The sequence below is a fragment of the Candidatus Clostridium helianthi genome, assembly GCF_045310795.1.
Lineage (GTDB): Bacteria > Bacillota > Clostridia > Clostridiales > Clostridiaceae > Clostridium > Clostridium helianthi.
On record NZ_JBJIAB010000011.1, the window covers coordinates 53,936 to 77,842 of the forward strand.

At 28.6% G+C, this 23,907-nt stretch carries 21 protein-coding genes; 17 read left to right on the forward strand and 4 right to left on the reverse strand.

The window, feature by feature from the left end:
• The first annotated feature begins 132 nt into the window (after positions 1 to 132).
• From ACJDTP_RS10670 to ACJDTP_RS10685, 4 genes are read left to right on the forward strand one after another with little or no spacing between them, the layout of a single operon-like run.
• On the forward strand, positions 133 to 906 hold the full coding sequence (locus ACJDTP_RS10670; protein ID WP_026887156.1) for a sugar phosphate nucleotidyltransferase: 774 nt from the start codon (positions 133 to 135) through the stop codon (positions 904 to 906).
• Complete coding sequence (gene rfbG / locus ACJDTP_RS10675; protein WP_406761234.1) at positions 897 to 1,988, forward strand: CDP-glucose 4,6-dehydratase; 1,092 nt, start codon at positions 897 to 899, stop codon at positions 1,986 to 1,988. The genes ACJDTP_RS10670 and rfbG overlap by 10 nt, the downstream gene beginning before the upstream one ends.
• Positions 1,989 to 2,003: 15 nt before the next feature.
• On the forward strand, positions 2,004 to 2,954 hold the full coding sequence (locus ACJDTP_RS10680) for an NAD-dependent epimerase/dehydratase family protein (RefSeq protein WP_406761162.1): 951 nt from the start codon (positions 2,004 to 2,006) through the stop codon (positions 2,952 to 2,954).
• 1 nt (position 2,955) lies between these two features.
• Complete coding sequence (locus tag ACJDTP_RS10685) at positions 2,956 to 3,684, forward strand: glycosyltransferase (protein WP_406761163.1); 729 nt, start codon at positions 2,956 to 2,958, stop codon at positions 3,682 to 3,684.
• Between the two features lie 46 nt (positions 3,685 to 3,730).
• On the opposite strand, the gene ACJDTP_RS10690 is transcribed toward ACJDTP_RS10685, so the two are convergent.
• Positions 3,731 to 3,916 carry a hypothetical protein gene (locus tag ACJDTP_RS10690; protein ID WP_264647050.1) on the reverse strand — a complete coding sequence of 62 codons (186 nt, stop codon included), beginning with the start codon at positions 3,914 to 3,916 and terminating at the stop codon, positions 3,731 to 3,733.
• A gap of 120 nt (positions 3,917 to 4,036) precedes the next feature.
• Here ACJDTP_RS10690 and ACJDTP_RS10695 point away from each other — a divergent pair, with 120 nt between their 5' ends.
• From ACJDTP_RS10695 to ACJDTP_RS10715, 5 genes are read left to right on the forward strand one after another with little or no spacing between them, the layout of a single operon-like run.
• Entirely contained in the window at positions 4,037 to 4,486 is a 450-nt protein-coding gene (locus ACJDTP_RS10695) for a dTDP-4-dehydrorhamnose 3,5-epimerase family protein (protein ID WP_406761164.1), read from the forward strand.
• Positions 4,487 to 4,490: 4 nt separating this feature from the next.
• Positions 4,491 to 5,843, forward strand: a complete 1,353-nt coding sequence (gene rfbH / locus ACJDTP_RS10700; protein WP_406761165.1) for a lipopolysaccharide biosynthesis protein RfbH — start codon at positions 4,491 to 4,493, stop codon at positions 5,841 to 5,843.
• A gap of 1 nt (position 5,844) precedes the next feature.
• Positions 5,845 to 7,143 carry a protoporphyrinogen/coproporphyrinogen oxidase gene (locus ACJDTP_RS10705; protein ID WP_406761166.1) on the forward strand — a complete coding sequence of 433 codons (1,299 nt, stop codon included), beginning with the start codon at positions 5,845 to 5,847 and terminating at the stop codon, positions 7,141 to 7,143.
• A 6-nt stretch (positions 7,144 to 7,149) separates the two neighbouring features.
• Positions 7,150 to 7,935: a glycosyltransferase gene (locus ACJDTP_RS10710; protein WP_406761167.1), complete on the forward strand. Its 786-nt coding sequence runs from the start codon at positions 7,150 to 7,152 to the stop codon at positions 7,933 to 7,935.
• 4 nt (positions 7,936 to 7,939) lie between these two features.
• Positions 7,940 to 8,581 (forward strand): hypothetical protein, encoded by a 642-nt coding sequence (locus ACJDTP_RS10715; protein WP_406761168.1) that lies wholly within the window; start codon positions 7,940 to 7,942, stop codon positions 8,579 to 8,581.
• Positions 8,582 to 8,691: 110 nt separating this feature from the next.
• Here ACJDTP_RS10715 and ACJDTP_RS10720 read toward each other — a convergent pair whose 3' ends face one another.
• The 3 genes from ACJDTP_RS10720 to ACJDTP_RS10730 form a co-directional block, all read right to left on the reverse strand.
• Positions 8,692 to 10,218 carry a DNRLRE domain-containing protein gene (locus tag ACJDTP_RS10720; RefSeq protein WP_406761169.1) on the reverse strand — a complete coding sequence of 509 codons (1,527 nt, stop codon included), beginning with the start codon at positions 10,216 to 10,218 and terminating at the stop codon, positions 8,692 to 8,694.
• 89 nt (positions 10,219 to 10,307) lie between these two features.
• Positions 10,308 to 11,321 (reverse strand): hypothetical protein, encoded by a 1,014-nt coding sequence (locus tag ACJDTP_RS10725; protein WP_406761170.1) that lies wholly within the window; start codon positions 11,319 to 11,321, stop codon positions 10,308 to 10,310.
• Positions 11,322 to 11,415: 94 nt separating this feature from the next.
• Positions 11,416 to 12,204, reverse strand: a complete 789-nt coding sequence (locus ACJDTP_RS10730; RefSeq protein ID WP_017211590.1) for a Cof-type HAD-IIB family hydrolase — start codon at positions 12,202 to 12,204, stop codon at positions 11,416 to 11,418.
• Positions 12,205 to 12,457: 253 nt separating this feature from the next.
• Between ACJDTP_RS10730 and lexA the strand changes: the two genes are divergently transcribed.
• The 8 genes from lexA to aat all read left to right on the forward strand — a co-directional run bounded on the left by lexA (position 12,458) and on the right by aat (position 23,840).
• Complete coding sequence (gene lexA / locus ACJDTP_RS10735) at positions 12,458 to 13,996, forward strand: transcriptional repressor LexA (RefSeq protein ID WP_406761171.1); 1,539 nt, start codon at positions 12,458 to 12,460, stop codon at positions 13,994 to 13,996.
• A gap of 197 nt (positions 13,997 to 14,193) precedes the next feature.
• Entirely contained in the window at positions 14,194 to 14,829 is a 636-nt protein-coding gene (locus ACJDTP_RS10740; protein WP_017211592.1) for an ABC transporter ATP-binding protein, read from the forward strand.
• Entirely contained in the window at positions 14,822 to 15,601 is a 780-nt protein-coding gene (locus tag ACJDTP_RS10745; protein WP_012058784.1) for an ABC transporter permease, read from the forward strand. Before ACJDTP_RS10740 ends, ACJDTP_RS10745 begins: the two co-directional genes overlap by 8 nt.
• A 268-nt stretch (positions 15,602 to 15,869) precedes the next feature.
• Positions 15,870 to 17,330 carry an NADP-dependent glyceraldehyde-3-phosphate dehydrogenase gene (locus ACJDTP_RS10750; protein WP_078115516.1) on the forward strand — a complete coding sequence of 487 codons (1,461 nt, stop codon included), beginning with the start codon at positions 15,870 to 15,872 and terminating at the stop codon, positions 17,328 to 17,330.
• 423 nt (positions 17,331 to 17,753) lie between these two features.
• Positions 17,754 to 18,755 carry an acyltransferase family protein gene (locus ACJDTP_RS10755; protein WP_406761172.1) on the forward strand — a complete coding sequence of 334 codons (1,002 nt, stop codon included), beginning with the start codon at positions 17,754 to 17,756 and terminating at the stop codon, positions 18,753 to 18,755.
• A gap of 182 nt (positions 18,756 to 18,937) precedes the next feature.
• Positions 18,938 to 21,727, forward strand: coding sequence for a DNA mismatch repair protein MutS (gene mutS / locus ACJDTP_RS10760; RefSeq protein WP_406761173.1), 2,790 nt, complete (start codon positions 18,938 to 18,940; stop codon positions 21,725 to 21,727).
• Between the two features lie 277 nt (positions 21,728 to 22,004).
• Positions 22,005 to 22,853: a pentapeptide repeat-containing protein gene (locus ACJDTP_RS10765; protein ID WP_406761235.1), complete on the forward strand. Its 849-nt coding sequence runs from the start codon at positions 22,005 to 22,007 to the stop codon at positions 22,851 to 22,853.
• Positions 22,854 to 23,189: 336 nt separating this feature from the next.
• Complete coding sequence (gene aat / locus ACJDTP_RS10770) at positions 23,190 to 23,840, forward strand: leucyl/phenylalanyl-tRNA--protein transferase (RefSeq protein WP_406761236.1); 651 nt, start codon at positions 23,190 to 23,192, stop codon at positions 23,838 to 23,840.
• The last annotated feature ends 67 nt before the right edge of the window (positions 23,841 to 23,907 follow it).

Here is a 23,907-nt window from a genome sequence, read left to right on the forward strand (position 1 = left end):
TATTATGATGCTTTTTTATTTTTTCAAGATAGTATGTGATACAACGTAGTAAATTCACGTTTATAAAGTAACATAAGAAGTAATTGAATCATATTATAAAATACTACGAGTAGAAAATGAGGTGCTAAAGATATGGATGTTGTAATATTATGTGGTGGAAAAGGAATGAGGATGAGAGAGTACAGCGAAAGAATTCCTAAGCCTCTTGTAACAGTAGGCGATAGACCTATTATATGGCATATAATGAAGACTTATTACCATTACGGTTATGATCATTTTATTTTATGTCTTGGATATAAAGGAGAATTAATTAAACAGTATTTTGCTAATATGCTTATTCTTAATAGAAATTTCACAATAACAATGTGTGATGATGATTATAAAATAAAATATTTAGATGGAGAAAAAGAAAAATGGTCTATAACCCTTGTTGATACCGGATTAGAAGCGAAAACAGCAACAAGACTAAAGAGGGTTAGTGATTATATTGAAGGCGAAGAATTTTTTATGACATATGGCGACGGATTAAGCGATGTTAATATAAACGATTTACTTGAGTATCATAAAAATAAAGGTACGTATGTAACTTTAACAGGAATTAATCCAGTATCAACTTTCGGCGAATTAAAAACTAATAATGGAATAGTAGAAAATTTTGAAGAAAAACCAATCAAAGATACAATAATTAACGGTGGATATATGGTTATTAATAAAAAGGCTCTAGACTACATTCCTAATGAAGACTGCATGTTTGAGCAAGAACCTTTAAGAAGTCTCGTTAAAGATAGACAAGTGTCGGTATTTAATCATTACGGTTTTTGGAAAGCTGTAGATACAGCTAAAGATGTAGAAGATATAAATAATCTATATAATACGGGAGAAGGTAAGTGGAAGATATGGGAGTAGAAGACAAAAGATTAAATCTTGATAAATACAAAGGTAAAAAAGTACTTGTAACAGGACATACTGGATTTAAGGGATCGTGGCTATGTTTGTGGTTGCTAAAAGCTGGAGCTAGTGTAATTGGAGTGTCTAAAGACCCATATACAAAATATGATAATTTTGTATTAGCTAAATTAAGTAATAAAATAGTTGACCTACGTAATGATATACGAAATTTAGATGAAATGGAAAAGATATTTGATAAGTATGAGCCTGAAGTTGTATTTCATCTCGCTGCACAACCATTAGTGAGATTATCTTATGAAATGCCAGTGGAAACTTTTGATATTAATATAAAGGGGACTATAAATATACTTGAATGTATACGAAAAAGCAAAAGTGTCCAAGCTGGGATTATCATAACCTCAGATAAATGCTATGAAAATATAAATCAGATATGGGGATATAAAGAAACTGATAGACTCGGGGGATATGATCCATATAGTTGTAGTAAAGCTTGTGCAGAGCTTGTTACTGGATCATATATAAATTGCTTTTTCAATCCTAATGAATGCAAAAATCATGGAAAATTTATTGCAACTGTAAGGGCTGGAAATGTAATTGGAGGAGGAGATTGGAGCAAGGATAGAATTATTCCGGATATAATAAGATCATTGCAAAATAAGGTTCCCATAGTAATAAGAAACCCAGTTGCAATAAGGCCTTGGCAGCACGTTTTAGAGCCGCTAAGAGGATACCTGATGTTAGGTAATCATTTGATTTCACATGAGTCTGAATTTATTGGAGCTTGGAACTTTGGATCAAATTCAAATGATATTTTAACAGTTAAAGATATTGTTTCTAGAACAATAAAGCTTTGGGGTAATGGTGATTTTATAATTTCTCAAAATAATGGTCCACATGAAGCAGAGTTATTAAGTATTGATTGCACTAAAGCTAAGAGGTATATCAAGTGGAATCCTATCCTTGGTATAGACGAAGCACTTAAAATGACTGTTGAATGGTATAAAGGCTATAAAAATAGTGATGTTTATGAGCTATGCATGAAACAAATAGAAACCATAGAAAACAAAAGTTTTGAGTAGAGGTAGGGTAATAATATGAATATTTTAATTACAGGTGGATTTGGATATTTAGGAAGTTATTGTGCAGAATATCTCTCTTTAAAAGGAAATAAAGTAACGATTATTGGAAGAAAAATTCCAAAATATATGGAGGAATGGACTAAGAAATTTAATGTGGTAATTGCGGATATAACTGATGAAAAATTATTCTTAAAACTATTAGGAAATAAGTATGATTGTGTTATACACTGTGCAGCAGCCAATGAGGTTAAGTGTAAAAATTCACCTAAGGAGTCTATTTTAATAAACACGTATGGTACTGAAAATATGCTTGATATATGTACCAAATTAGGAATAGGAAGATTTATCTACGTTTCAACATTTCATGTATATGGAAGTTCCAACATTGTTGGAACAATAAATGAAAAAAGCAGCATTGAAGCATCGACTTTATATGGAATAACTCATTACTTTGGAGAACTTCTCACAAAACGTTATTCAAATAACTCTAATATCTTAGGAACCTCTATAAGACTCGCAAACCTTTGTACTAGACCACTTTTCAGTGAAATTGAAAGATGGAGTATTGTGCCAAATAACTTCATAGTACAGGCCTTTAAAACTAATAAAATCATAATAAATTCATCAGGAAACCAAAAAAGAAACTTCTTATCTATTAAAGATTTGTGCAGTGCAATTGATATTATATTAGAAGAGCAAAAACAAAAATATGATGTCTTTAATATAGGAGGCGATTCAAATTATTCTATAAATGAAGTTGCAGAAATTGTAAAAAGTGTTGGCGAAAAACTTTTAAAAGGAAAACAAATCGAAATATCTCATACAAAAAAACTTGATCAAATAATTGAAAAAGATGACTATATATTCGATATATCTAAAATAAAATCAATTGGATATAAACCTAATTGCAACATTGAGGATGAGATAAAGAAAACATTTGAACAATTTATAGAGAGTGAAGTGTAAAATGAAAAATAAAACTGTAATAATAACAAGTATGTTTAATGTTAAACCCTATATACAAAATGGACGAGATCGCTACACTAAAGAATGGATAAATTATAGAATTAAAGTATTCCAAGAATTCACACTAAGAAGTTTAAAATTACAAACCAATCAAGATTTTAACTTCTTTCTTTGTTATGAAGACGCTACTGATGAGTTGATAAAGTCAGCATTAAATAAGTACGATCCTCTTCCAAGTAATGTTCATTTTGTAATGAAATCTAAGTATCGCGAGGAAATAAAAGAATATTTAAAAGACTATGAATATGTTTATTTTGTAAGGCTAGATTCAGATGATGCTTACCATAAAACATTTATACAACAATTATATGACTATAATCCAAAGCCTGAAACTGTTTCTTTGATTAATAGAAGTGGATATATTTATGATTCGGTAAATAAATCAATAGGTAAATGTTATTGCAAGGTTGTAACATTTTATACCTTTATTTATAAAACACAAGACTATTTAAATGGTAAAATATACAACCAAGATTTTACAGATATTGATAATGAACAGTATATAGCTATTAGAGTTCCACATGAATTTATAGAAAAGAGAAATTATTTATGGCATGTTCATGGTAAAAATACTATTACAAGCTTTAATAATTGGTTTACTCAGGTGGATGATGCTACTGATGATATAGAAGTTGTAAATAAAATAATACCTGAATATATAGGTAAGTAATCCATAAAAAAACTTCCAAGGTGGTAAATTACCACCTTATTAATTGTTATAGAAATCTAACATGAGATTTTAAAATCGGAATAGGAATTTCTTCATCTGCTTCTTTTATATAAGGATTTATCCATATAAATTCTTCACCATCATTTAATACTTCACATATAGTGCCAGCCTTTATAATAATACCACCAATAGCGGTGAAATCAGAAACAACTAGACATCTCACTTTATTCATTTGATGCATCTCCTAATCAAATCATTTTATAGCATTATATGTAGAAAGCTGTATATAGTTTAACATATAAGGCATATATTACATATATTATAATAAAGTTTGTTTTAGGAGCGTCACAATTTGATAGATGGAGTAGTTATAAAAAAATTAAATAAGATACCTGACGATAGAGGAACTATTTTAAAAATGCAAGAGAGTACTGATGAGGAATTTAAAGGGTTTGGTGAAATATATTTTTCTACAATATACCCAAACGTTGTTAAAGGCTGGCATCTGCATAAAAAAGCGATTCTTAACTATGCAGTAATTAAAGGAATGATAAAACTTGTATTGTACGATTCTAGAGAAAATTCAAATACTACCAATGAACTTATGGAAATATATATGGGAACAGAAAATTACTGTTTAGTTCAGATTCCAGCTGGAGTATGGAATGGATTTAGAACTGTTGGCAATGAGTATGCTATAGTAGCAGATTTAATAACAGTAAATCATAAGGATGATGAGATGTTAAGAATGGACCCATGGAAATCTTTCATTAAATATGATTGGAATGTGAGGGATAGATAAAATAATGAGCGAAATTTTTATACAGGATGAAAATTCAATACGTAAAGAAATTCTAGATAAAGTTAAAGATATATATAAGGTAAGAAAAGAATCCGAAAAATTTATTGAAGGAAAAACTAAAATTCATTATTCAGGAAGAGTATTTGATGAAAATGAAATGATAGCAGTTGTAGATTCTGCTCTTGATTTTTGGCTGACATTAGGTAGAAAGAGTATAGAATTCACCGATGCATTTAAAAACTTTCTAGGAATAAAAAATTGCTTAGTAACTAATTCTGGTTCGTCTGCAAATTTAATTGCTGTATCAAGTTTGTGTTCTAGACAACTCATTAATCCCTTAAATGACGGGGACGAAGTAATTACTACTGCAGTTACATTTCCAACAACATTAAATCCCATAATACAAAACAATCTTAAACCTATCTTTGTTGATGTGGAACAGGGAACGTATAATATAGATCCAAAATTAATTGAGCAAGCAATAACTGATAAGACAAGAGCAATTATATTCGCTCATACATTAGGAAATCCTGCTGATATGGATGCAATAATGGAAATTGCAGAAAAGAATAAATTATATATTATAGAAGATACTTGTGATGCATTAGGATCAACCTATGATGGTAGATTTTGTGGCACTTTTGGAGATTTTTCAACTTATAGCTTCTATGCTGCTCACCATATTACTATGGGTGAAGGTGGAGCAATATGCACAAATAATCCAGAGCTTAGTAGAATAGCCCTTTCAATTAGAGACTGGGGAAGGGCATGTTATTGTCAACAAGATGAAAAAAATCCGAATGGGGCCTGCAATCATAGATTTGATTTCAAATTTGGAAACATGCCTGAAGGTTATGATCATAAATATATTTATACTAATATTGGATATAATTTAAAGCCACTAGATATTCAATGTGCAATGGGAATAAAACAGTTAGAAAAATTACCAGTTTTTATTCAAAAGCGAAAAGAAAATTTCAAGAAACTATATAATTGCTTAAAAAAATATGAAGATAAAGTTATTCTTCCTAAATCATACAAAAAAGCTGATCCAGCTTGGTTTTCATTTCCAATAACAGTGCGAGATAATGTTGGCTTTACAAGACGAGATTTTGTTCGGTTTCTAGAATCAAGAGGTATTGAAACAAGAATGCTTTTTGCAGGAAATATATTAAATCAACCAGCATATAAAAACATTAATCATAAAATCATAGGAGAATTAAGCAATTCAACTCAAGTCCTTTCATCAACATTTTTTATTGGTGTTTATCCTGGAATTACCACTGAAATGATGAACTATATGATTAGTACTATAGAAGACTTCTTTAAGAATATAGCCACAGGATTAAAGATTTAAAATGGATAAAAGTATAGTAATATTAGGAGCTGGTATAACAGGAATTGCAGCAAGTTACTATGATGAAAGTGATCAAACTATTATTTATGAAAAAGATAGTTCCTATGGAGGCATATGCGGTAACTTCCAGCTTGATGATTTTATTTTTGATAAGGGCATTCATTTATCTTTTACTAGAGATAGCGAAGTTAGGTATATTTTTGATAAGGTTCCGCATAGATCTTTTGAACCACACCCTAAAAATATTAGTAATTATAGGTGGTTTAAACATCCGATACAAAATAATCTCTTTAGCCTTCCTATTGAAGAAAAGGTTAAAGCAATAGTAAGTTTTTGTGATAAAAATAAGGTGAGTACTGAAAATATGAATTATAAAAGCTGGCTATATAGCAAATATGGAGAATATATAACAGAAAATTTTTTCTTAAAATATACTAGAAAGTATTGGTGTGAGAACGCTGAGAACATGGATATATCATGGATTAAAAATAGGGTATACACCCCAAGTCTTGCAGAGGTTATCTATGGTGCGCTTACTGAAGATACACCAAATACGTATTATGCAAAAGAAATGAGATATCCCATGACCGGGGGATATAAAGAGTTTTTAAAACCAATGGTTAATAACTGTAATATTGTATTTAATGCAGAGGCTATTTCTTTAGATTTGAAAAATAAAACAGTTGAATTTAGTAATGGAGATAAAGTTAACTATGAATTTTTAGTTAGCACTATACCTCTTACTGAACTAACTTCTATTACAAAAGACATTAGTGAAGAAATAAAAAGTAGAGCTCAAAATTTACGATCAACTTCAGCAATTTTAGTTTCATTAGTTATTGAAGGAGAAATAAATTTTGATGACATTTGGTTTTATATTTATGATGAAGATATACTTCCAGCAAGAGCATATCTGCCAGGCAAAAAATCAGTAAATAATATTAAACCAGGATATAGCACAATTCAATTTGAAATATACAATTGTGAAACCAAACCATTAAAATGCTCAAATGAAAAAATAATTAATAATATCTATGATTTCATTGAGAAAGCCAAAATTGCTTCAAAAAACAGCGTAATACTTTCTGATATTAGAAGTTTAGATCATACAAATGTGATCTTTTATAGAGATACAATAAAAAATAGGGATTATATAATAGATTTCTATGAGAAAAATCAAATTTATTGTGCTGGTAGATTTGGGCAATGGGATTATTTGTGGAGTGATCAGAGTTTATTAAGTGGAAAAAATGCAATAAACAAAATCAAATGTAAAGTAGGAAACGAAAATAGGAGATGAACTTTAATGAAGAATAAGAGTATTGTAATTCTAATACCATTAAATATTGCGAGCTACGAAGAAGTTGAGTATGAAGAAAAAAATGATATACGCGGATATTTTGACACTGTAGATAAAGAAAGAGAAGATGAGATTTGGATAAAAAATAGAATTAATATATTTATGAATTACACCTATAGAAGCCTTATAAATCAAACAAATCAAGACTTCACGGCTTGTGTTTTATATAGTGAAGAAAGTGAAGAACTTGTATTTTCCGAAATAAGTAAATATGGTCCAATGCCAAAAAATATTGTTTTTATCAGCAAGAACATGGCAGACATATTTATAAAAGAAAAGATCATAGGAAGTGAATATGTATATTTTGTAAGAATTGATTCAGATGATATGTATCACAAATCATACGTTCAGAAGCTATATGATTATATTCCTAAACCTGAAACAACTGCACTATTGAACCAATGGGGGTATCTATATGATTCGTTTAATGATAAGTTATTTATATGTAGTGCAAAAGTGACATCATGCTATACCTTAATTCATAAAACTGAAGATTATATAAATGGAACTGTACCAAGTGTAATTACAGACAAGCTAGATATCCAAATGGGAACCGCTTGGAGTATGCCTAATAAAGAATATTTGGATGGCTTGAATTATGCATGGCACGTCCACTCAAAAAATACTCTAACTTCTTCTGAAGAGTGGTTTACAAATGAATGGACATATTATTTAAGTGATCCAATAAATAAAGATATTATTAATCCAATAATAAGTGAATTTATGGGGTGATCTGTTGAAATATAAAAAAGGCCGTAAAAATAATAGTTTTAGGAATATATGCTGCTATGATAAGAATTGCTGCATATACTCTGATGAGCCATATGAATTCCGCTTCATTGGTGGTACACCTGACGGAAGAATCATCGTTCCAAATAGCAAAATTTATGCTCCTTCTGATGTAAGAAAAATAGTTTTGAAGAAAAACTCGGTTAGCATTAAAAGTTCTAAAATTGAGAGAATAAGAACTATAAATAGATGTGATAAAAGATATATTGAAGTGATAATAAAATATAAAGTTTCATTTTGCATAAAAATCTATAATAGATATAATCATTTATATAAGACGAGATGCTATATAGACAAATACCCAATGCCAAATAATCAATCATTTATTAAAGACTTTATTAGGGTATATTCCATTGCTACAACAAGAATTTTAATAAATTGTGGTAACAGAGATATATGTAAAGATAGCCCTGATCCAAAGGTTACTTTATATGATAGAGCATATATAAGAGATATCAATTGTAAATATTGCAAAGAAAAAAAATATATAAGTTTTTATGATGTAAATTGTGAAGAATATGTATTGATGCGCGTTGGAATTTTGATTCTAGGTAAAATGAAAGTAGTATTTGATAATAATATATGCTAAATTTCAATAATAATAGAGCATATTATTAAAGTTCTTGCTCAAATAATTACACTATTACATGAACAAGAACTTTATTTATAAAGATATTTTGAATTAATTTTTATTGTAGTTTAGTTTATGGGTTCAACTGATATGGAACCAATCAATTTTGTTAGTGAATTCAAATTTGACGACAATTCTAATAACTGAGAGCTGACAGAGTTCAAGTTAGAAAAATCAAGTTTCTCTGCCTTAGTAAAGTCATTAATTGCTTCTCTTAGACTCTCAAGATTTACACTTAAATTAGGTAATAGAGCTTTTAATTCTAATATCTCATTACTTAATGATGACATATTTATATTCAACGTTTCAATGTCATTTTGTTTTAAACTAACAAATTTTTCATCTAATAAAGATAACTCATCATCAATATTCGCTAATTTGCTCGATAAACTGCTTATCTCTTCACTTAAAGACTCATTGTAAGAATTCAAAGAGTTCAATTTCAAATCTTGATTTACTAAGACCTCATCTAATGATGATATATTTATATTTAATGTTTCAATATCATTTTGTCTTAAATTAGTAGAATTTTCATCTAATAAAGATATTTTATCATCGATATTTGCGACTTTGTTTGATAGGCTGTTTATTTCTTGACCTAAAGATTCACTGTAAGAGTTCAGAGAATTTAGTTTCAAATCTTGATTTACTAAGATCTCATTTAATGATGACATATTTATATTTAATATTTCAATATCGTTTTGTTTTAAATTAGTAGAATTTTCATCTAATGAAGATATCTTATCATCAATATTTGCCAGTTTATTTGATAAGCTGCTTATCTCTTCACTTAAAGATTCATTGGAAGAATTCAAAGAGTTCAATTTTAAATCTTGATTTACTAATATCTCCATAACTTTATTGAGCAGATGATTAATTAACGTAACCTCTTCTTGATTCTTTACACTATCTCTTTCAACATTTGAAGATTCCTTTGAGGTAGAAATGTCTTCAGAATTATTAGTCTCAGTCTCCTCATCATCGTAAATATTCTCTTCAACAGGTTCTTCAATATAAGTTTCAATATTAAGTTCTTCCGATAAATCAATATTATTTGTCGAATCTATATTATATGTTATTATATCTAAATATGGAGGATATTTTGACTCGAATGAAGATAACTTAATAATTGAATTAGAATCCTGATTTTGAGGAAGTAAAAATATATTATAGCTTTCATTATGTGTTGCTAGAGATCTAATCAATGAAGTAACATTAATTTTTAAATAATATCCCACATTATATCCATGTATTATATGATTTAATAACTTTGTATAATCCTTTTTGGGCAATCTTGACCAATCAATAGCAGCTATATCTACATTGCTATAATTACCTAAAATACCAAAGCCAAAGGAATTCTTATAATCTGGTTTAATATCTTCAATAAACAAATATAAATATGCTTTCTTTATAGAGTCAGGGGACAATTCAGATAGTTGAAAATTTAATAAAGAAATATAGTGATTATTGCCTAATGACCTATTATTTATGGAACCAACGAGTAATGACTCGTTATTTGAAAAGTTTGTATTCGAATGATATTTATCCAAGTATGTTGCAGTATTACAAATAGCTTTAATTGAATTTTCCACTTTTACTACTCCTTAAATTTTAAAGGTTTCATATTATACTATGAAATTTTATATTATTAGGTGCTTTTTGCTTATATACCAATATAAATTTATTTCTTGAGTCCTAGTATCTCTAGAGAGTTATTATAGGCAAAGATAGCTGATGAGTTATCTATTATATCATTATGATAATTTGATTTATAATTATAGCATTTAAAAGGATTGTTATATGCTAAATTATCTGTGAAAGGATTCAACCACGTTTTCCCCATATCATACGAAATGCTCGTATATAAATTTGAGTATTCTATCCATTGAAGATAAAGCATATTTTTGCATTGTATTAGATTAGGAAACGTACATGCAATAGTCTTGCTTATAGTTTGATAGTTATAAGCAATAAATTGATTGTCATTTATATATCCTTTTATGTAGGTGCAGTAATATCTACGCGAATTATTCTCAGAAAATGCGATATGGCAATTATTCTTAGAATCCATAATAACAGATAAATATACTTTAGATTTATTAGAATTTGTTACTTGACAAGGTTTAGACCAACTATTTGTACTTGAATCAAAAATAGATACAAAAAGTTCTTCATAGTTATTAACTATTTTAAAATAAAATATTATAGGAATAGAATCTTTAAATATCACATTAAAATTGCTTAATATTGTATAATTAGAAGTATCTATTTCATTTTTTATCCATTTTCCATTTATATTGCAATAATGAATCAATGTGAAATAAGCTCCTGAGTTATTAACCAAGTAATACAGAATGTGGATATTACCATCTATTTTTTTTATATAAGGAAACTTAATTGTAAAGGCATTGGAATTATAATTTAGCAGCACATTTTTTAGAATAATTTTATTATTTATATATAAATACATAAGATTACTTTTTTGTATACTTACTAAACCATATATAGTATCGTCTTCATTTATATCGAAACAAAGGTCGGCAAAAGTATAACTTCCTTCTAATATTTTTTTTGATGATATTAAATTAAATTCAGGAGAATAGTTATACACTTCAATACCTTTATCCAAATTTATGTTAGCAATATCCTTATTTGATTTTCTCATTAAAGTCTCAAATTTTCTTATAAAGGACATAAAATTCCTCCTAAAAGATTTCTTCTACTATGTATATTTAGCGACGGGCTATTTTATACATTTCTTTTAGGAGGAACTAAAAATAAATAATTTTCTATATAATATTGTAGTGTTTTAAAGCATATTTAATTCCATCATCCTCAATATCCTTTGTTACAAATGATACTAAGTCAAATAATAATGGAGTACTATTTCCCATAGCAATACTGTTTTTCACATATTTAAGCATAGATAGATCATTTGTACTATCACCAATAGCATATGTGTTTTCGTGATGAATATCTAAATAATTTATTAAGTATTCTATACCTGATGCTTTAGAGAATCCTAAAGGAACTAATTCATAAAAGCCTTCACCACGATGGATAAATTCAAATAAACTTTTGAATTCGTTATGAAAGCTTTCAAAATCACTATTTTCATTAGTCCAAATTACAAATTTATCAAAGTTAATTTCAGTATCATCAAAAGTTTTACCTTTATAAAATCCTTCCCTTATGTGACGTTCTTTGATTCTAAGAACTTCTTTAGAATGTATATTGGTATCGTAATAAATATCATTCTTACCTTCTAATATAGCATCGATATTATATTTGCGAAGCTTGGCTACAATTTCTTTTGATAAATCTATTCCAAGATTTCTATGTAGTATTTCTTTATTTTTAAATTCTATGTAAGTTCCACATCCACAAACATAACCATCAAAATTTAGTTCTTTGACACAATCATCAATTCCTATAATTGTTCTCCCTGTGTTAATGAAGATTAGATGCCCATTTTCTTGTGCTTTTTTTAGAGCTACCTTAGCACTGTTAGGGACTGTATAAGTCTTTTCATTAAATAATGTTCCATCAATATCAAAAAATATAATATTGGATTCCATTATGTCACCTTCCTTTTTCGTTTGTATATCCATATTTAAATTGCCTTATTTTACTTTGTTTATTATAACTATTTTATAAGATTAATACAATGTTTGATCGGTTAATTAAAGCTTTTTCGATAATTGACAAACAAATTTACGTTATTTCTCTAAACTTTACATACAGCTATTAAGTATAGTATAATTACAAAATAATTAAGAATTTATGTTCGATTTATAAAGTGAAATTCAATAAAAAAGGGAGGGGAGAAATATGGAATTTGACAAAAAACAAAAAAAGATAATTAATAATAAGCCAAATGGTCATCTATTAATAAAAGGTCCTAAAGGGTCTGGGAAGACCACTGCATTTATACATAAGATTCCATCACTACTTAATAATTATTGTATATCTAAGGATGATAAAATACTTGTCGCAGCTTGTAACGAAGAATATTCTGATTATTTTTATTCTGTCTATAGAAATATTGAAGGTGAAAAATATCATCAAAATAGCTTCTTTGATGAAGATAATAGTGATAAATTAGAAATAAGAACAATAGATTCTTTAGTCTCTTATTATTTAAATAAATATGTAAAAAATAATAATAAAAATCTTACTTTGGCATCTTTTGAAGAACGTGAAGCTGAGCTTAAAAATGCAATACTTATAGTGTCAAAAAGATACGAAAAGAAAAAACCGAATATATTAAATTTAGATCATATTGAATTTATAAAAGACGAGATTAAATGGATTAAATCATGTAATTATTTAAAACTTGAAGAGTATCAAAGCGCTAATAGAGTTGGTAGAATTAATAATTTGAACACTGAGATATCTAAAATTCTTAGAAGAAACTCTAAACAAAGACAAGCTATCTTTGAAGTTTTAGAAGAATATACTAATAACTTAAGAAAGCTTAATAAAGTAGATGCTCAAGACATGGAACTTTTGGCTTTAAATGAAGCAAAAAAAGCTCCAATAATTAATTATACCCACATATTTATAGATAATAGTCAGCAGCTTACGAAAGTTCAATTAGAATTAGTTAAATCAATATATAATGAAAAATCTTATTCTAGTATAACATTTATTATGGATACTTTTGAAACTGCTATTCCTAATGCTTGGCTTGTGAAGGGACGCCGCTTTTCTAGTTTAGGATATGATATGAAGGGAAAATGCATTTCTTTGAATGAATCTTACAAAGAAATAGAAGTTGAAGAGATCGAAGAATTTGTAGATAGTAATGATAAGTTGATTCAAAAAAATGAGACTACTAAGAATTTATTACAAAGTTCATCTCTTACATTAGGGTCTATAGAATACATAGATTTAAAGAGAAATATATCTCATAGATTTATAAAAGATTCAGGATCAGTAGATGAAATATATGTAGATTATAACAATTTTGAAAAAAAAGTAGACGACGTAGTAAATATTCCTGTATTTAATGAGATTGCAGCGGGTAATCCAATTTTAATTAATGAATATATTGAGGATAGCTATTCATTACCAAAGGATTGGATAAGAACTTCAAAAGATGTTTTTATGCTTAAAGTTAAAGGTGATTCCATGATAAATAAAAATATTTATGATGGAGATTATGTAGTAATAAGTAAGCAGAATATGCCACGTATTAAGGATATTGTTGCTGTTGATATTGAAGGTGAAGCAACGCTTAAGACTTATAAAGTTATTGATGGGAAAATTGCTCTTATACCTGAGAACGACAACTATCAGCCAATTATTATAGAGAATCAACAATTTAACGTTTTAGGTGTAGCTATTGGGCTTATTAAAAATTCATAGATTTAGTGAAAAACCTTGTAATTATTGGTATAATTGTTACAAGGTTTTTTTATTCTTAAAGAGTGCGAAGCAAAATACGGAACTTAACCACAGTCGACTGCGATTTTTTATCTATAATAAAGTTTATGTCATCAATCAATTTGAATGATATGTGCAGAAATGATTACAAACGCTATATAATGAGGAAGTGAATTAATATGTTTGAAATTAGAAATATAAAATTTAGAAATATATTAGATATCAAATTTCTGAATATAGATAAACCAATTACATGTGTTGTAGGGCCTTCTGGTAGTGGAAAGACAACTTTACTTCGTATGTTAAACCGTTTAAACGTACCCGATGAAGGAGTTATACTTTATAATAATAAAGATATTTCTAAAATTGATACAATATTATTACGTAGAAATGTAGTTATGCTAGGTCAAACTCCTGTTATTTACAGTGGTAATATAGAAGACAATCTCCAAATTGGATTGGAATTTTCAAAAAAACTTCCTGCATCAAAGAGTAGAATGAAAGAAATTCTTGAAAGAGTGGAACTTAATAAAAAACTCACTGATGGATGTGGTAACCTTTCTGGAGGAGAGAAACAGCGACTATGCCTAGCTAGAGTAATGTTAATGGATGCTGATACATATTTGTTAGACGAGCCTTCAGCTGCACTAGACAAAGATACTGAACAATTTATAATAGATAATTTTTCAAAGTTTGTGTTAGAAAACAATAAGGAACTTATAATGATCACTCATTCAGAGCAAATAGCGCAGAAATATAACAATTCAATAGTTAGGATTGAAAATGGAGAGGTTGTGAAATCTTATTATGAATAATGCAGTAATGAATCTATCAGTCTTCCAACTTTCAATTGCTTATGTTTTTGTACTAATAATGCTTATTATTTTTAAATCACGAGGTATCAAAAGAGAAAAACAAATATTGATTGCTTCAACTAGAATGACAATACAACTTACTATAATGGGCTATGTTCTCATGTTCGTATTTAATAATCCAAGTTGGTGGTTAACTTCTTTTATGATTATAATTATGATTTCTTTTGCAATTTATAATTCAATAAAAAGAGTTAAAGTTCAAATGTCAAAGGAATTAAAAAGTATAATTGCTATTTCAATGACCTTTGGAGCTCTTTTGACTGCAGCTTTCTTTATAATAGTTGTTCTTAGTGTTCGCCCATGGTTCAATCCTCAATATTTTATTCCTATTTCAGGTATGATTGTTGGTAACAGCATGACAGGTATTGCACTAGGCGCAAATAAACTATGTAGTGATTTTGAAGATAAAAGAATTGAAATAGAAAATTCGTTAATGCTTGGGGCAAGCCCACTTGATGCCACTAGACAAATTGTTAATAATGCTTTCGACAGCGCCATACTTCCAACTATGAATAATATGCTAACTATGGGAATTGTATCTCTACCAGGAATGATGACAGGACAGATTCTTTCTGGAACATTTCCTATCACTGCAATAAAATATCAAATTGGTATAATGCTTGCTATATTAGGTAGTACTGCTGTATCCACTGTTTTGTTTGTTACTCTTGGATATAGAACATTTTTCACTAAAGATAACAGGTTAAAATAACTAATTTTTATAAGCTTTATACGAAGAGGTATTGGATATTCTTAAAGTTTTAATTAATATGAATTTTAATCTTAAATTTTTCATAAAATTCATAAGAAGTAATTTTTTATATTCCATACTTTATAACAATAAGCCGTATTTCCAAGAATAAAAATATATTAATTATTAAATTTTATTAATTTATCTGGATATAATATAATAATTAGTATATTATATTATTAAATGATAATTAATATTAATTAGTAAATTATATTAAAGAGGTGAAGGAATGTTTAATTGTATAAAATGCGAAAATAATAACTTTAAAAATTTAATAAATGGTGAATGGGTTGGTAGTAAAGATAACAAAGTAATTGAAATTTATTCGCCACTTGATAATTCATTAATTGGTACAGTTCCTGCTATGACAAAGGAAGATGTTGATAATGTAATAAATATTGCAAAAGCTGGGCAAAGAGAATGGAGTAAAGTTCCAATAAGTGAAAGAGCCGAAATTTTGTATAAAGCAGCTGATATTTTAGTTGAAAGAACTGATGAGCTTGTTGATATTATGGTTAGAGAAATTGGTAAAGATAGAAAGAGCTCAAAATCTGAAATCCATAGAACAGCAGATTTTATAAGATTTACTGCTGATACAGCTAAGAATATGTCTGGTGAAAGTATACCAGGCGATACTTTCCCTGGATTTAAAAGAAATAAAATCTCAGTTGTAAATAGAGAGCCATTAGGAGTAGTTCTTGCAATATCTCCATTTAATTACCCAATAAACCTATCAGCATCAAAGATAGCGCCTGCAATAATTGTAGGAAACTCATTAGTATTAAAGCCTGCTACTCAAGGTAGCCTATGTGGTTTATACTTAGCAAAAGTTTTTCAGGAAGCAGGAGTACCAAATGGGGTATTAAATACAATCACAGGTAGAGGCAGCGAAATAGGAGATTACGCAGTTACTCATAAAGGTGTAAACTTTATTAATTTTACTGGAAGTACAGACGTTGGTGTTAGAATTTCAAAACTAACTAGCATGGTACCACTTTTAATGGAGTTAGGTGGAAAAGATGCCGCTATAGTTTTAGAAGATGCGGACTTAGAGCTTGCAGCCAATAATATTGTAGCAGGTGGTTACTCATACTCTGGCCAAAGATGTACTGCAGTAAAAAGAATTCTAGTTTTAGAAAAAGTTGCTGATAAATTAATTTCTAAAGTTAAAGAGAAAATGAATAAACTTGTGGTCGGAAATCCATTAGAGAAAGATGTAGATATTGTACCATTAATTAGTACTAAATCGGCCGATTATGTTATGGAATTAATAGATGATGCTAAAGATAAAGGTGCAGATCTAATTGTTGGTGGAAATAGAGAAGGTAATTTAATATATCCAACACTTTTTGATAATGTTACTACTGATATGAGGCTTGCATGGGAAGAGCCTTTTGGACCAGTTCTTCCAATAATAAGAGTAAAAGATAAAGATGAAGCTATTGAGATAGCGAATAAATCAGAATACGGACTTCAAAGTGCAGTATTTACAGAAAATATTGATGATGCATTTTATGTAGCTGACAGATTAGAGGTAGGTACAGTACAAGTAAATAATAAAACAGAGAGAGGTCCAGACCATTTCCCATTCCTAGGAGTTAAAGCTTCTGGAATAGGAACTCAAGGAATAAGATATTCAATTGAATCTATGTCTAGACCTAAAGCAACAGTAATAAATTTAGTAAGATAGACACATAAAGTTTCAACAAATTATTAGCTACTTTTAATTATTGGAGATTTGTTGAGTTGATATAAAATCAAATGATAAAATCTTATAACGATCACTATATTGAGAAAATACACCACGTTGAATTCAGAGTTCTTGGATTTAACTTGGTGTATTTTTTATATTAATATAATTTTTTGTTGTCACGGTATTAGAATATATACTTTTCTCTAATTTAGCTTAAGTGACGTTTGAGCTTTAAAAGTGTATAATTCAGAGGTTTTATGTAACTAAGGCTTATTACTTGTACTATTATATTTATATACTAATTGATGATTTAAATGTAGTTCCTAACTAAGTTTATGAATAATGATTTTAATGAGTAGGTATTTAAACTTATAAGTGTCTGCTCTAATATATTAATATGTTCAGGGAGAGTGTTGTGATATGGAAACAAAAAATGATATTCATTATGGAATGGTTGATGTATTACGCTTAGTTTTTGCAATTGCAGTTGTATCAATTCATACAATGGCTTTCAAATCCATAAATGATGACTTATGGATTGCTACTAGTATGGGTGTTGCTAGAATCGCTGTGCCATTTTTCTTTATGGTTTCGGGTTATTTTTTATATCATAGAATTGGTTCCGGAAAAGAGCCTAAATCAACTATTAAGCATTTATTACGTATCTATTTTTTATGGGTGCTTATTGAGATTATAGCTTTATTTCCACTTGTCTTAAGCAGTTTAAGTGCTCCACCTATTTTAATTATTGAGAGATTATTATTTGCAGGAGTCACAGGAAGCCTTTGGTATATATCTTCGCTAATTATTACTATCTTTATAATTTCCCCATTATTAAAAAGAGACAAGCTGTTTTTCTTGTTTATAATTGGATTTGTATTATATCTATTTGGGACAACTGGAGATACCTATTATGGGTTGTTTGAAAAAACTATCATAAATCCATTAATCAACGGATATACTTCAATATTTATGCTTCCACAAATAGGCATTACCGAATCAATTCTTTTTGTATCTTTAGGTGCAATCGTTAGCAAATATAAATTAAATGAAAAGATACAAAAGTCAGGATTACTAAGTATACTTTCAATTATATTACTTTTAATTGAAACCTTTGTGTTAAATAAGACTGGAATTGCTAAGGACGCTAATATGTATCTATCATCAATAATTGCAGCCCCTTTAATCTTAATTTGGGCAATTAATTCCACAAAAAATATTTCTACTAAGGTTTCTAAAGCCTGCAGGGAATATAGCTTAGGAATATATTGTTCCCATCAAATAGTTATGATATGGCTTGCAATGTTTATACCAGTACTTTTTGCAAATACAATTCTTAGGTTTATCTGTTCTTTATTATTGTCTGCATTAATAATTACAATTTTAAGAAAAACTAAAATTAGAAAAATCCTTTTAAGATAAATATTTATATCTATTTTCAGTTAAATAAAATATTAATGAAAATCTCTAAGATAATTGTTATAATTGTTCTAGGGATTTTTAGATGTATAATGAAATTTATATAAATATTACCTTAAATTAAATATATAAATCTAGGTCGAGAAATAGTGTAACCTAGCTACATAAAAAGGAGGAAATTAATTATGGCTTTAACGCCAATGATGGTTGAATATATGAAAACAAAGGAGGAATACAGTGATTGTATTCTATTTTATAGATTAGGTGATTTTTACGAAATGTTTTTTGATGATGCAATAACTGTATCTCGAGAACTTGAGTTAGTTCTTACAGGCAAAAATTGTGGTCTTGAGGAAAGAGCTCCTATGTGTGGAATACCACATCATGCAGCGGCAGCATATATACCAAGGCTTGTTAATAAGGGGTATAAGGTAGCAATATGTGAACAGCTTGAAGATCCAAAGGAAGCAAAAGGAATTGTAAAAAGAGGTGTTGTAAAAATAATTACACCAGGAACATTCATAGATGCTAATAGTTCTCTAGAAAATGATAATACATATTTAATGACTATATATGAAAGCGATGAAAAAATAGGTTTAGCAGTTTCGGATATAAGTACTGGAGAATTTAAAACAACTTCCTTTGATAATATAAAGATAACCTTATTAGACGAGATTTCAAAGGTTGCACCTAAAGAAATTTTAGTAGATAAAAACATTAGCCAATCTTTAATAGATGATATAAAGGGTATAACTACTGCACTTATTACAGAGAAAGACTTTAATGAATTTATCGTATCAAAAGAAGAAATTATAGATCAATTTTCGGATTTAGAGGTTTCTGGATTAGTAAATGAAAGAGAAATTGCAAGCAGAGTACTACTTAAATACATATATGAAACTCAAAAAATGAGTTTAACTAATATAAATTTGCTAGAACAATATGAAATAATTAATTACATGACAATTGACGGAAATTCAAGAAGAAATTTAGAACTTACTGAAAGTATACGAGAGAAAAGCAAAAAAGGGTCTCTTTTATGGGTTCTTGATAAAAGTGCTACATCTATGGGTGGTAGAACAATTAGAAAATGGATTGAAGAACCGTTAATTATTAAATCTGAAATAGAAAAAAGACTAAGTGGTGTTAGCGAAGCATTTAGTTCAATTAGTTTTAATGAGGATTTAAGAAGTTCTTTAAAAGATATTTATGATATAGAAAGAATTGTCGGTAAAATTTCAAATAAAAATGTGAATGCAAAAGATATGTTATCTCTTAGAGCTTCATTAGACAAATTACCATCTATAAAAGAACTTTTAGGAACTGCTAATTCAGAACTGCTAAAAGAATATTATGAAGATTTAGATGAGCTATCAGACATAAGAGAATTACTTGAATCTTCCATTAAAGAAGAGCCCTCTTTAAGTATAAAGGAAGGAAATATAATTAAAGATGGTTATAATTCAGAAGTTGATGAATTAAGACAGTCAAAGCTTCATGGTAAGGAATGGATTGCAGCTCTGGAAAATCGTGAAAGAGAATTTACCGGAATCAAATCTTTAAAGGTAGGTTATAACAAAGTATTTGGATATTACATAGAAATTTCAAAATCAAATTATAATTCTATTCCAGAAGGTAGGTATGTAAGAAAGCAAACTCTTGCAAACGCTGAGAGATATATAACAGAAGAACTTAAAATTATGGAAGATAAAATTCTAGGTGCAGAAGAGAAGCTTATAAACTTAGAATATTCTTTATTCACTGATATAAGAGATTCCATTGAGAGGGAAATTGCAAGACTAAAAAAAAGTGCTAGAATAATTTCTAATCTAGATGGTATTTCCACCTTGGCATTAATCGCTCTTGAAAATGATTATGTAAAACCTGAAATCAACGAGGATGGAATTATCGAAATAGTAGATGGTAGGCACCCAGTTGTTGAAAAGGTAATTGGAAGAGGTGAATTTGTTTCCAACAATACTACCTTGAATCAAATTGATAAGGAATTGCTATTAATAACTGGACCTAACATGGCAGGTAAGTCAACATACATGAGACAGGTTGCTCTTATTACGTTAATGGCCCAAATAGGATCTTTCGTACCCGCAGCTAGTGCTAATATTTCAATTTGCGATAAGATATTCACTAGAATTGGTGCTTCTGATGATTTGGCTGGTGGTAAATCCACATTTATGGTTGAAATGTGGGAAGTATCAAATATACTTAAGAACGCAACTTCTAAAAGTTTAGTACTGTTAGATGAAGTAGGCCGTGGAACATCAACTTATGATGGACTTTCGATAGCTTGGTCTGTCATTGAATACATAACTGGTAACGAAAATTTAAGATGTAAAACTTTATTTGCAACACACTATCATGAGTTAGTAAAACTTGAAGGAATTTTACCTGGTGTCAAGAATTATTCTGTAGCTGTTAAGAAAATGAAAGATAGCGTAATCTTCTTGAGAAAGATAGTCGAAGGTGGTGCTGATGAGTCTTACGGTATAGAAGTTGCAAAACTTGCTGGTCTTCCTGATGATGTTATTAATAGAGCAAAAGAAATTCTTTTAGGCCTTGAAGGCGAAAATAATTTTGATATACACAAAGTTACAAATACAGAAATTATAGAAAATGAGGTTGCTCTAGATATAAATGGAGGCAATAGTGTAGTTACTATTACTGAAAAAGCCTGTGAAAGTAAGAGTCAATATATAGAAAAAGTTGAAGCAAAAGACTCTTTTGATAAAGCAGAAAGTAATAAAGATGATCATAGAATTGATGAAAAGACTGAAAATTCATCTAAAAAACATAAGAATAAGGATTCTTCTAACAATATGCAATTAGATTTTACTTTTATAAAAAAAGAGGCATTTCTAAAAGAAGTTAGCGAAGTGGATATATTAAGTTTAAATCCTATGGAAGCCATGAACACTCTATATAGGTTAGTTGCTGAAGCTAAGAAATTAAACAATTAATACAATTATTTCATAATAGTTGTATATCAATACTTTTGAATAAAAACATAACAGTACTTCATCATAAAAAGTATTGTTATGTTTTATCTTCTTTAAAAATAAAGACTTTCTAATCCTATTAAAGTAGTTTAATAGTTCCAATTATGTTAAAATAATTCTAAATGCAGTTGGAACATGAGTTTTTAAATACATAATACAATATTTTAGTACGAAATTACTTGCTATAAGTTATGACTGTATTATATATAATATTACGGGGTGAGTTACTTTGACATATATGAACGAAAATACATTTGATGAAGAATTATTTGAAGATCTAAAAATTAATTGCCCAAAATGCTTTGGTTTTTGCTGTGTTGCATTATATTTTTCGGCTTCAGACGGATTTCCAAACAATAAAAACGCTGGAAAGCCTTGCTTAAATTTGCAATCAGATTTTAGTTGCTCTATTCATAAGGATTTGAGAAAAAAAGGACTTAAAGGTTGTACAACTTACGACTGTTTTGGTGCAGGACAAAAGGTTGCTCAAATCACATATGCTGGACATAATTGGAAAGAAAATCCTGAATTATCCGATAAAATGTATGAAGTTTTTTTGATTATGAGACAGCTTCATGAAATGTTGTGGTATCTAAAACAAGCTTTATCAATTCAAACTAATGAAAAGATAAAAAATAAAATAAATAATCTAATAACCGAAACAGAAGATATTACTAAATCTGCACCCGACCTCCTTATGACTCTAGATATAGAGGTCCATAGAGATAATGTTAATACACTACTCAGACAAACAAGCGAATTTGTTAGGGCCAAAGCGCTTGGTAACAGTAAAACTAACTTAAAACGTAAAAAGACAATTGCTGGCAGACTAGATTGCATTGGTGCAGATCTTAAAAAGATTAATCTTAAAGGCGCGGACCTAAGAGGGGCATTTCTCATAGCAGCAGATCTTAGAGGAAATGATTTGAGTTATGCGGATCTTATTGGAGCTGACTTACGTGATGCAGATATTAGAGGTGCTAATCTTAAAGATAGCTTATTCATTACGCAATCTCAAATTAATTCAGCGAAAGGAGATTCTAGTACAATCTTACCAAAGTCAATAGTGCGTCCAACTTCTTGGTAAAGGAATCAGTGTTAGATTTTTATAAAATGTTATAATCATAAAGTATTTTGTATTTTTAATAATACACTAGGCTGTATATGTGTTATATATAGTCTAAACACTTTGATTCATTAAAGTTTATCTTAAACTTTCATTTTATATAACCAAACAAATTTATATAAAATGAATTATCTTTTGGGGAACTTATATAAGGAACTAAATAATAAATCTAAGTAGAGTGATTATAATAAAAAAATAGGCTTTTACAAGCTTATTTTTTTGCAAAGAATTATTTAAGTATTAGAATATGATAGAATAATTTTAAAAGAAGAATTAAAATACAAGGAAGTGAATATGATGCCCATATTTAGACTAACAAATGAGATAATATTTCCTAATCCTGAGCTTTCAGAAAAAGATGGGCTTTTGGCAATCGGAGGAGATTTATCATTAGAAAGATTGATATTAGCTTATCGTAATGGTATATTTCCATGGTATAACGAAGGTGAGCCGATTCTTTGGTGGTGTCCCAAGCCAAGATTTATATTAATACCAGATGAAATTAAAATTTCTAAATCAATGAAGAAAATTATAAAAAAAGAGACGTTTCATGTAACTTTCAACAAAGATTTTTATGGTGTAATTAGTAATTGCAAGGATATTCGAGAAGATAATAATGAGGGAACTTGGATAAGCAATGATATGAAAAAAGCATATATGAATTTATTTAATAAAGGTTATGCAATGAGCGTGGAGATATATCTTAATAATAAATTAGTAGGAGGTTTATATGGCGTCAAAATAGGAAAATGCTTCTTCGGAGAGAGTATGTTTTCTAAGGTAAGTAATGCATCTAAAATAGCATTAATAAAGCTTGCAGAAAAACTAAAAAACGAAAATTTCATATTTATAGATTGCCAGATGCATACAAAGCATTTAGAAAGTATGGGTGGAAAATTTGTAGAATGGGCTACATTCAAGGACTTATTAAGAAAAGGTATAATCTAATTGATGAAGCATCCTAAATAATAAATTCCTAATATTGAAATTATCTATAAATAATCATAGTATTGTA

Bases quoted from the DNA above. Each gene is read 5' to 3' on its own strand.
- ACJDTP_RS10670 (WP_026887156.1), top strand. From the start codon at position 133: ATGGATGTTGTAATATTATGTGGTGGAAAAGGAATGAGGATGAGAGAG.
- rfbG (WP_406761234.1), top strand. From the start codon at position 897: ATGGGAGTAGAAGACAAAAGATTAAATCTTGATAAATACAAAGGTAAA.
- ACJDTP_RS10680 (WP_406761162.1), top strand. From the start codon at position 2,004: ATGAATATTTTAATTACAGGTGGATTTGGATATTTAGGAAGTTATTGT.
- ACJDTP_RS10685 (WP_406761163.1), top strand. From the start codon at position 2,956: ATGAAAAATAAAACTGTAATAATAACAAGTATGTTTAATGTTAAACCC.
- ACJDTP_RS10690 (WP_264647050.1), bottom strand. From the start codon at position 3,916: ATGAATAAAGTGAGATGTCTAGTTGTTTCTGATTTCACCGCTATTGGT.
- rfbH (WP_406761165.1), top strand. From the start codon at position 4,491: ATGAGCGAAATTTTTATACAGGATGAAAATTCAATACGTAAAGAAATT.
- ACJDTP_RS10705 (WP_406761166.1), top strand. From the start codon at position 5,845: ATGGATAAAAGTATAGTAATATTAGGAGCTGGTATAACAGGAATTGCA.
- ACJDTP_RS10710 (WP_406761167.1), top strand. From the start codon at position 7,150: ATGAAGAATAAGAGTATTGTAATTCTAATACCATTAAATATTGCGAGC.
- ACJDTP_RS10725 (WP_406761170.1), bottom strand. From the start codon at position 11,321: ATGTCCTTTATAAGAAAATTTGAGACTTTAATGAGAAAATCAAATAAG.
- ACJDTP_RS10730 (WP_017211590.1), bottom strand. From the start codon at position 12,204: ATGGAATCCAATATTATATTTTTTGATATTGATGGAACATTATTTAAT.
- lexA (WP_406761171.1), top strand. From the start codon at position 12,458: ATGGAATTTGACAAAAAACAAAAAAAGATAATTAATAATAAGCCAAAT.
- ACJDTP_RS10740 (WP_017211592.1), top strand. From the start codon at position 14,194: ATGTTTGAAATTAGAAATATAAAATTTAGAAATATATTAGATATCAAA.
- ACJDTP_RS10745 (WP_012058784.1), top strand. From the start codon at position 14,822: ATGAATAATGCAGTAATGAATCTATCAGTCTTCCAACTTTCAATTGCT.
- ACJDTP_RS10750 (WP_078115516.1), top strand. From the start codon at position 15,870: ATGTTTAATTGTATAAAATGCGAAAATAATAACTTTAAAAATTTAATA.
- ACJDTP_RS10755 (WP_406761172.1), top strand. From the start codon at position 17,754: ATGGAAACAAAAAATGATATTCATTATGGAATGGTTGATGTATTACGC.
- mutS (WP_406761173.1), top strand. From the start codon at position 18,938: ATGGCTTTAACGCCAATGATGGTTGAATATATGAAAACAAAGGAGGAA.
- ACJDTP_RS10765 (WP_406761235.1), top strand. From the start codon at position 22,005: ATGAACGAAAATACATTTGATGAAGAATTATTTGAAGATCTAAAAATT.
- aat (WP_406761236.1), top strand. From the start codon at position 23,190: ATGCCCATATTTAGACTAACAAATGAGATAATATTTCCTAATCCTGAG.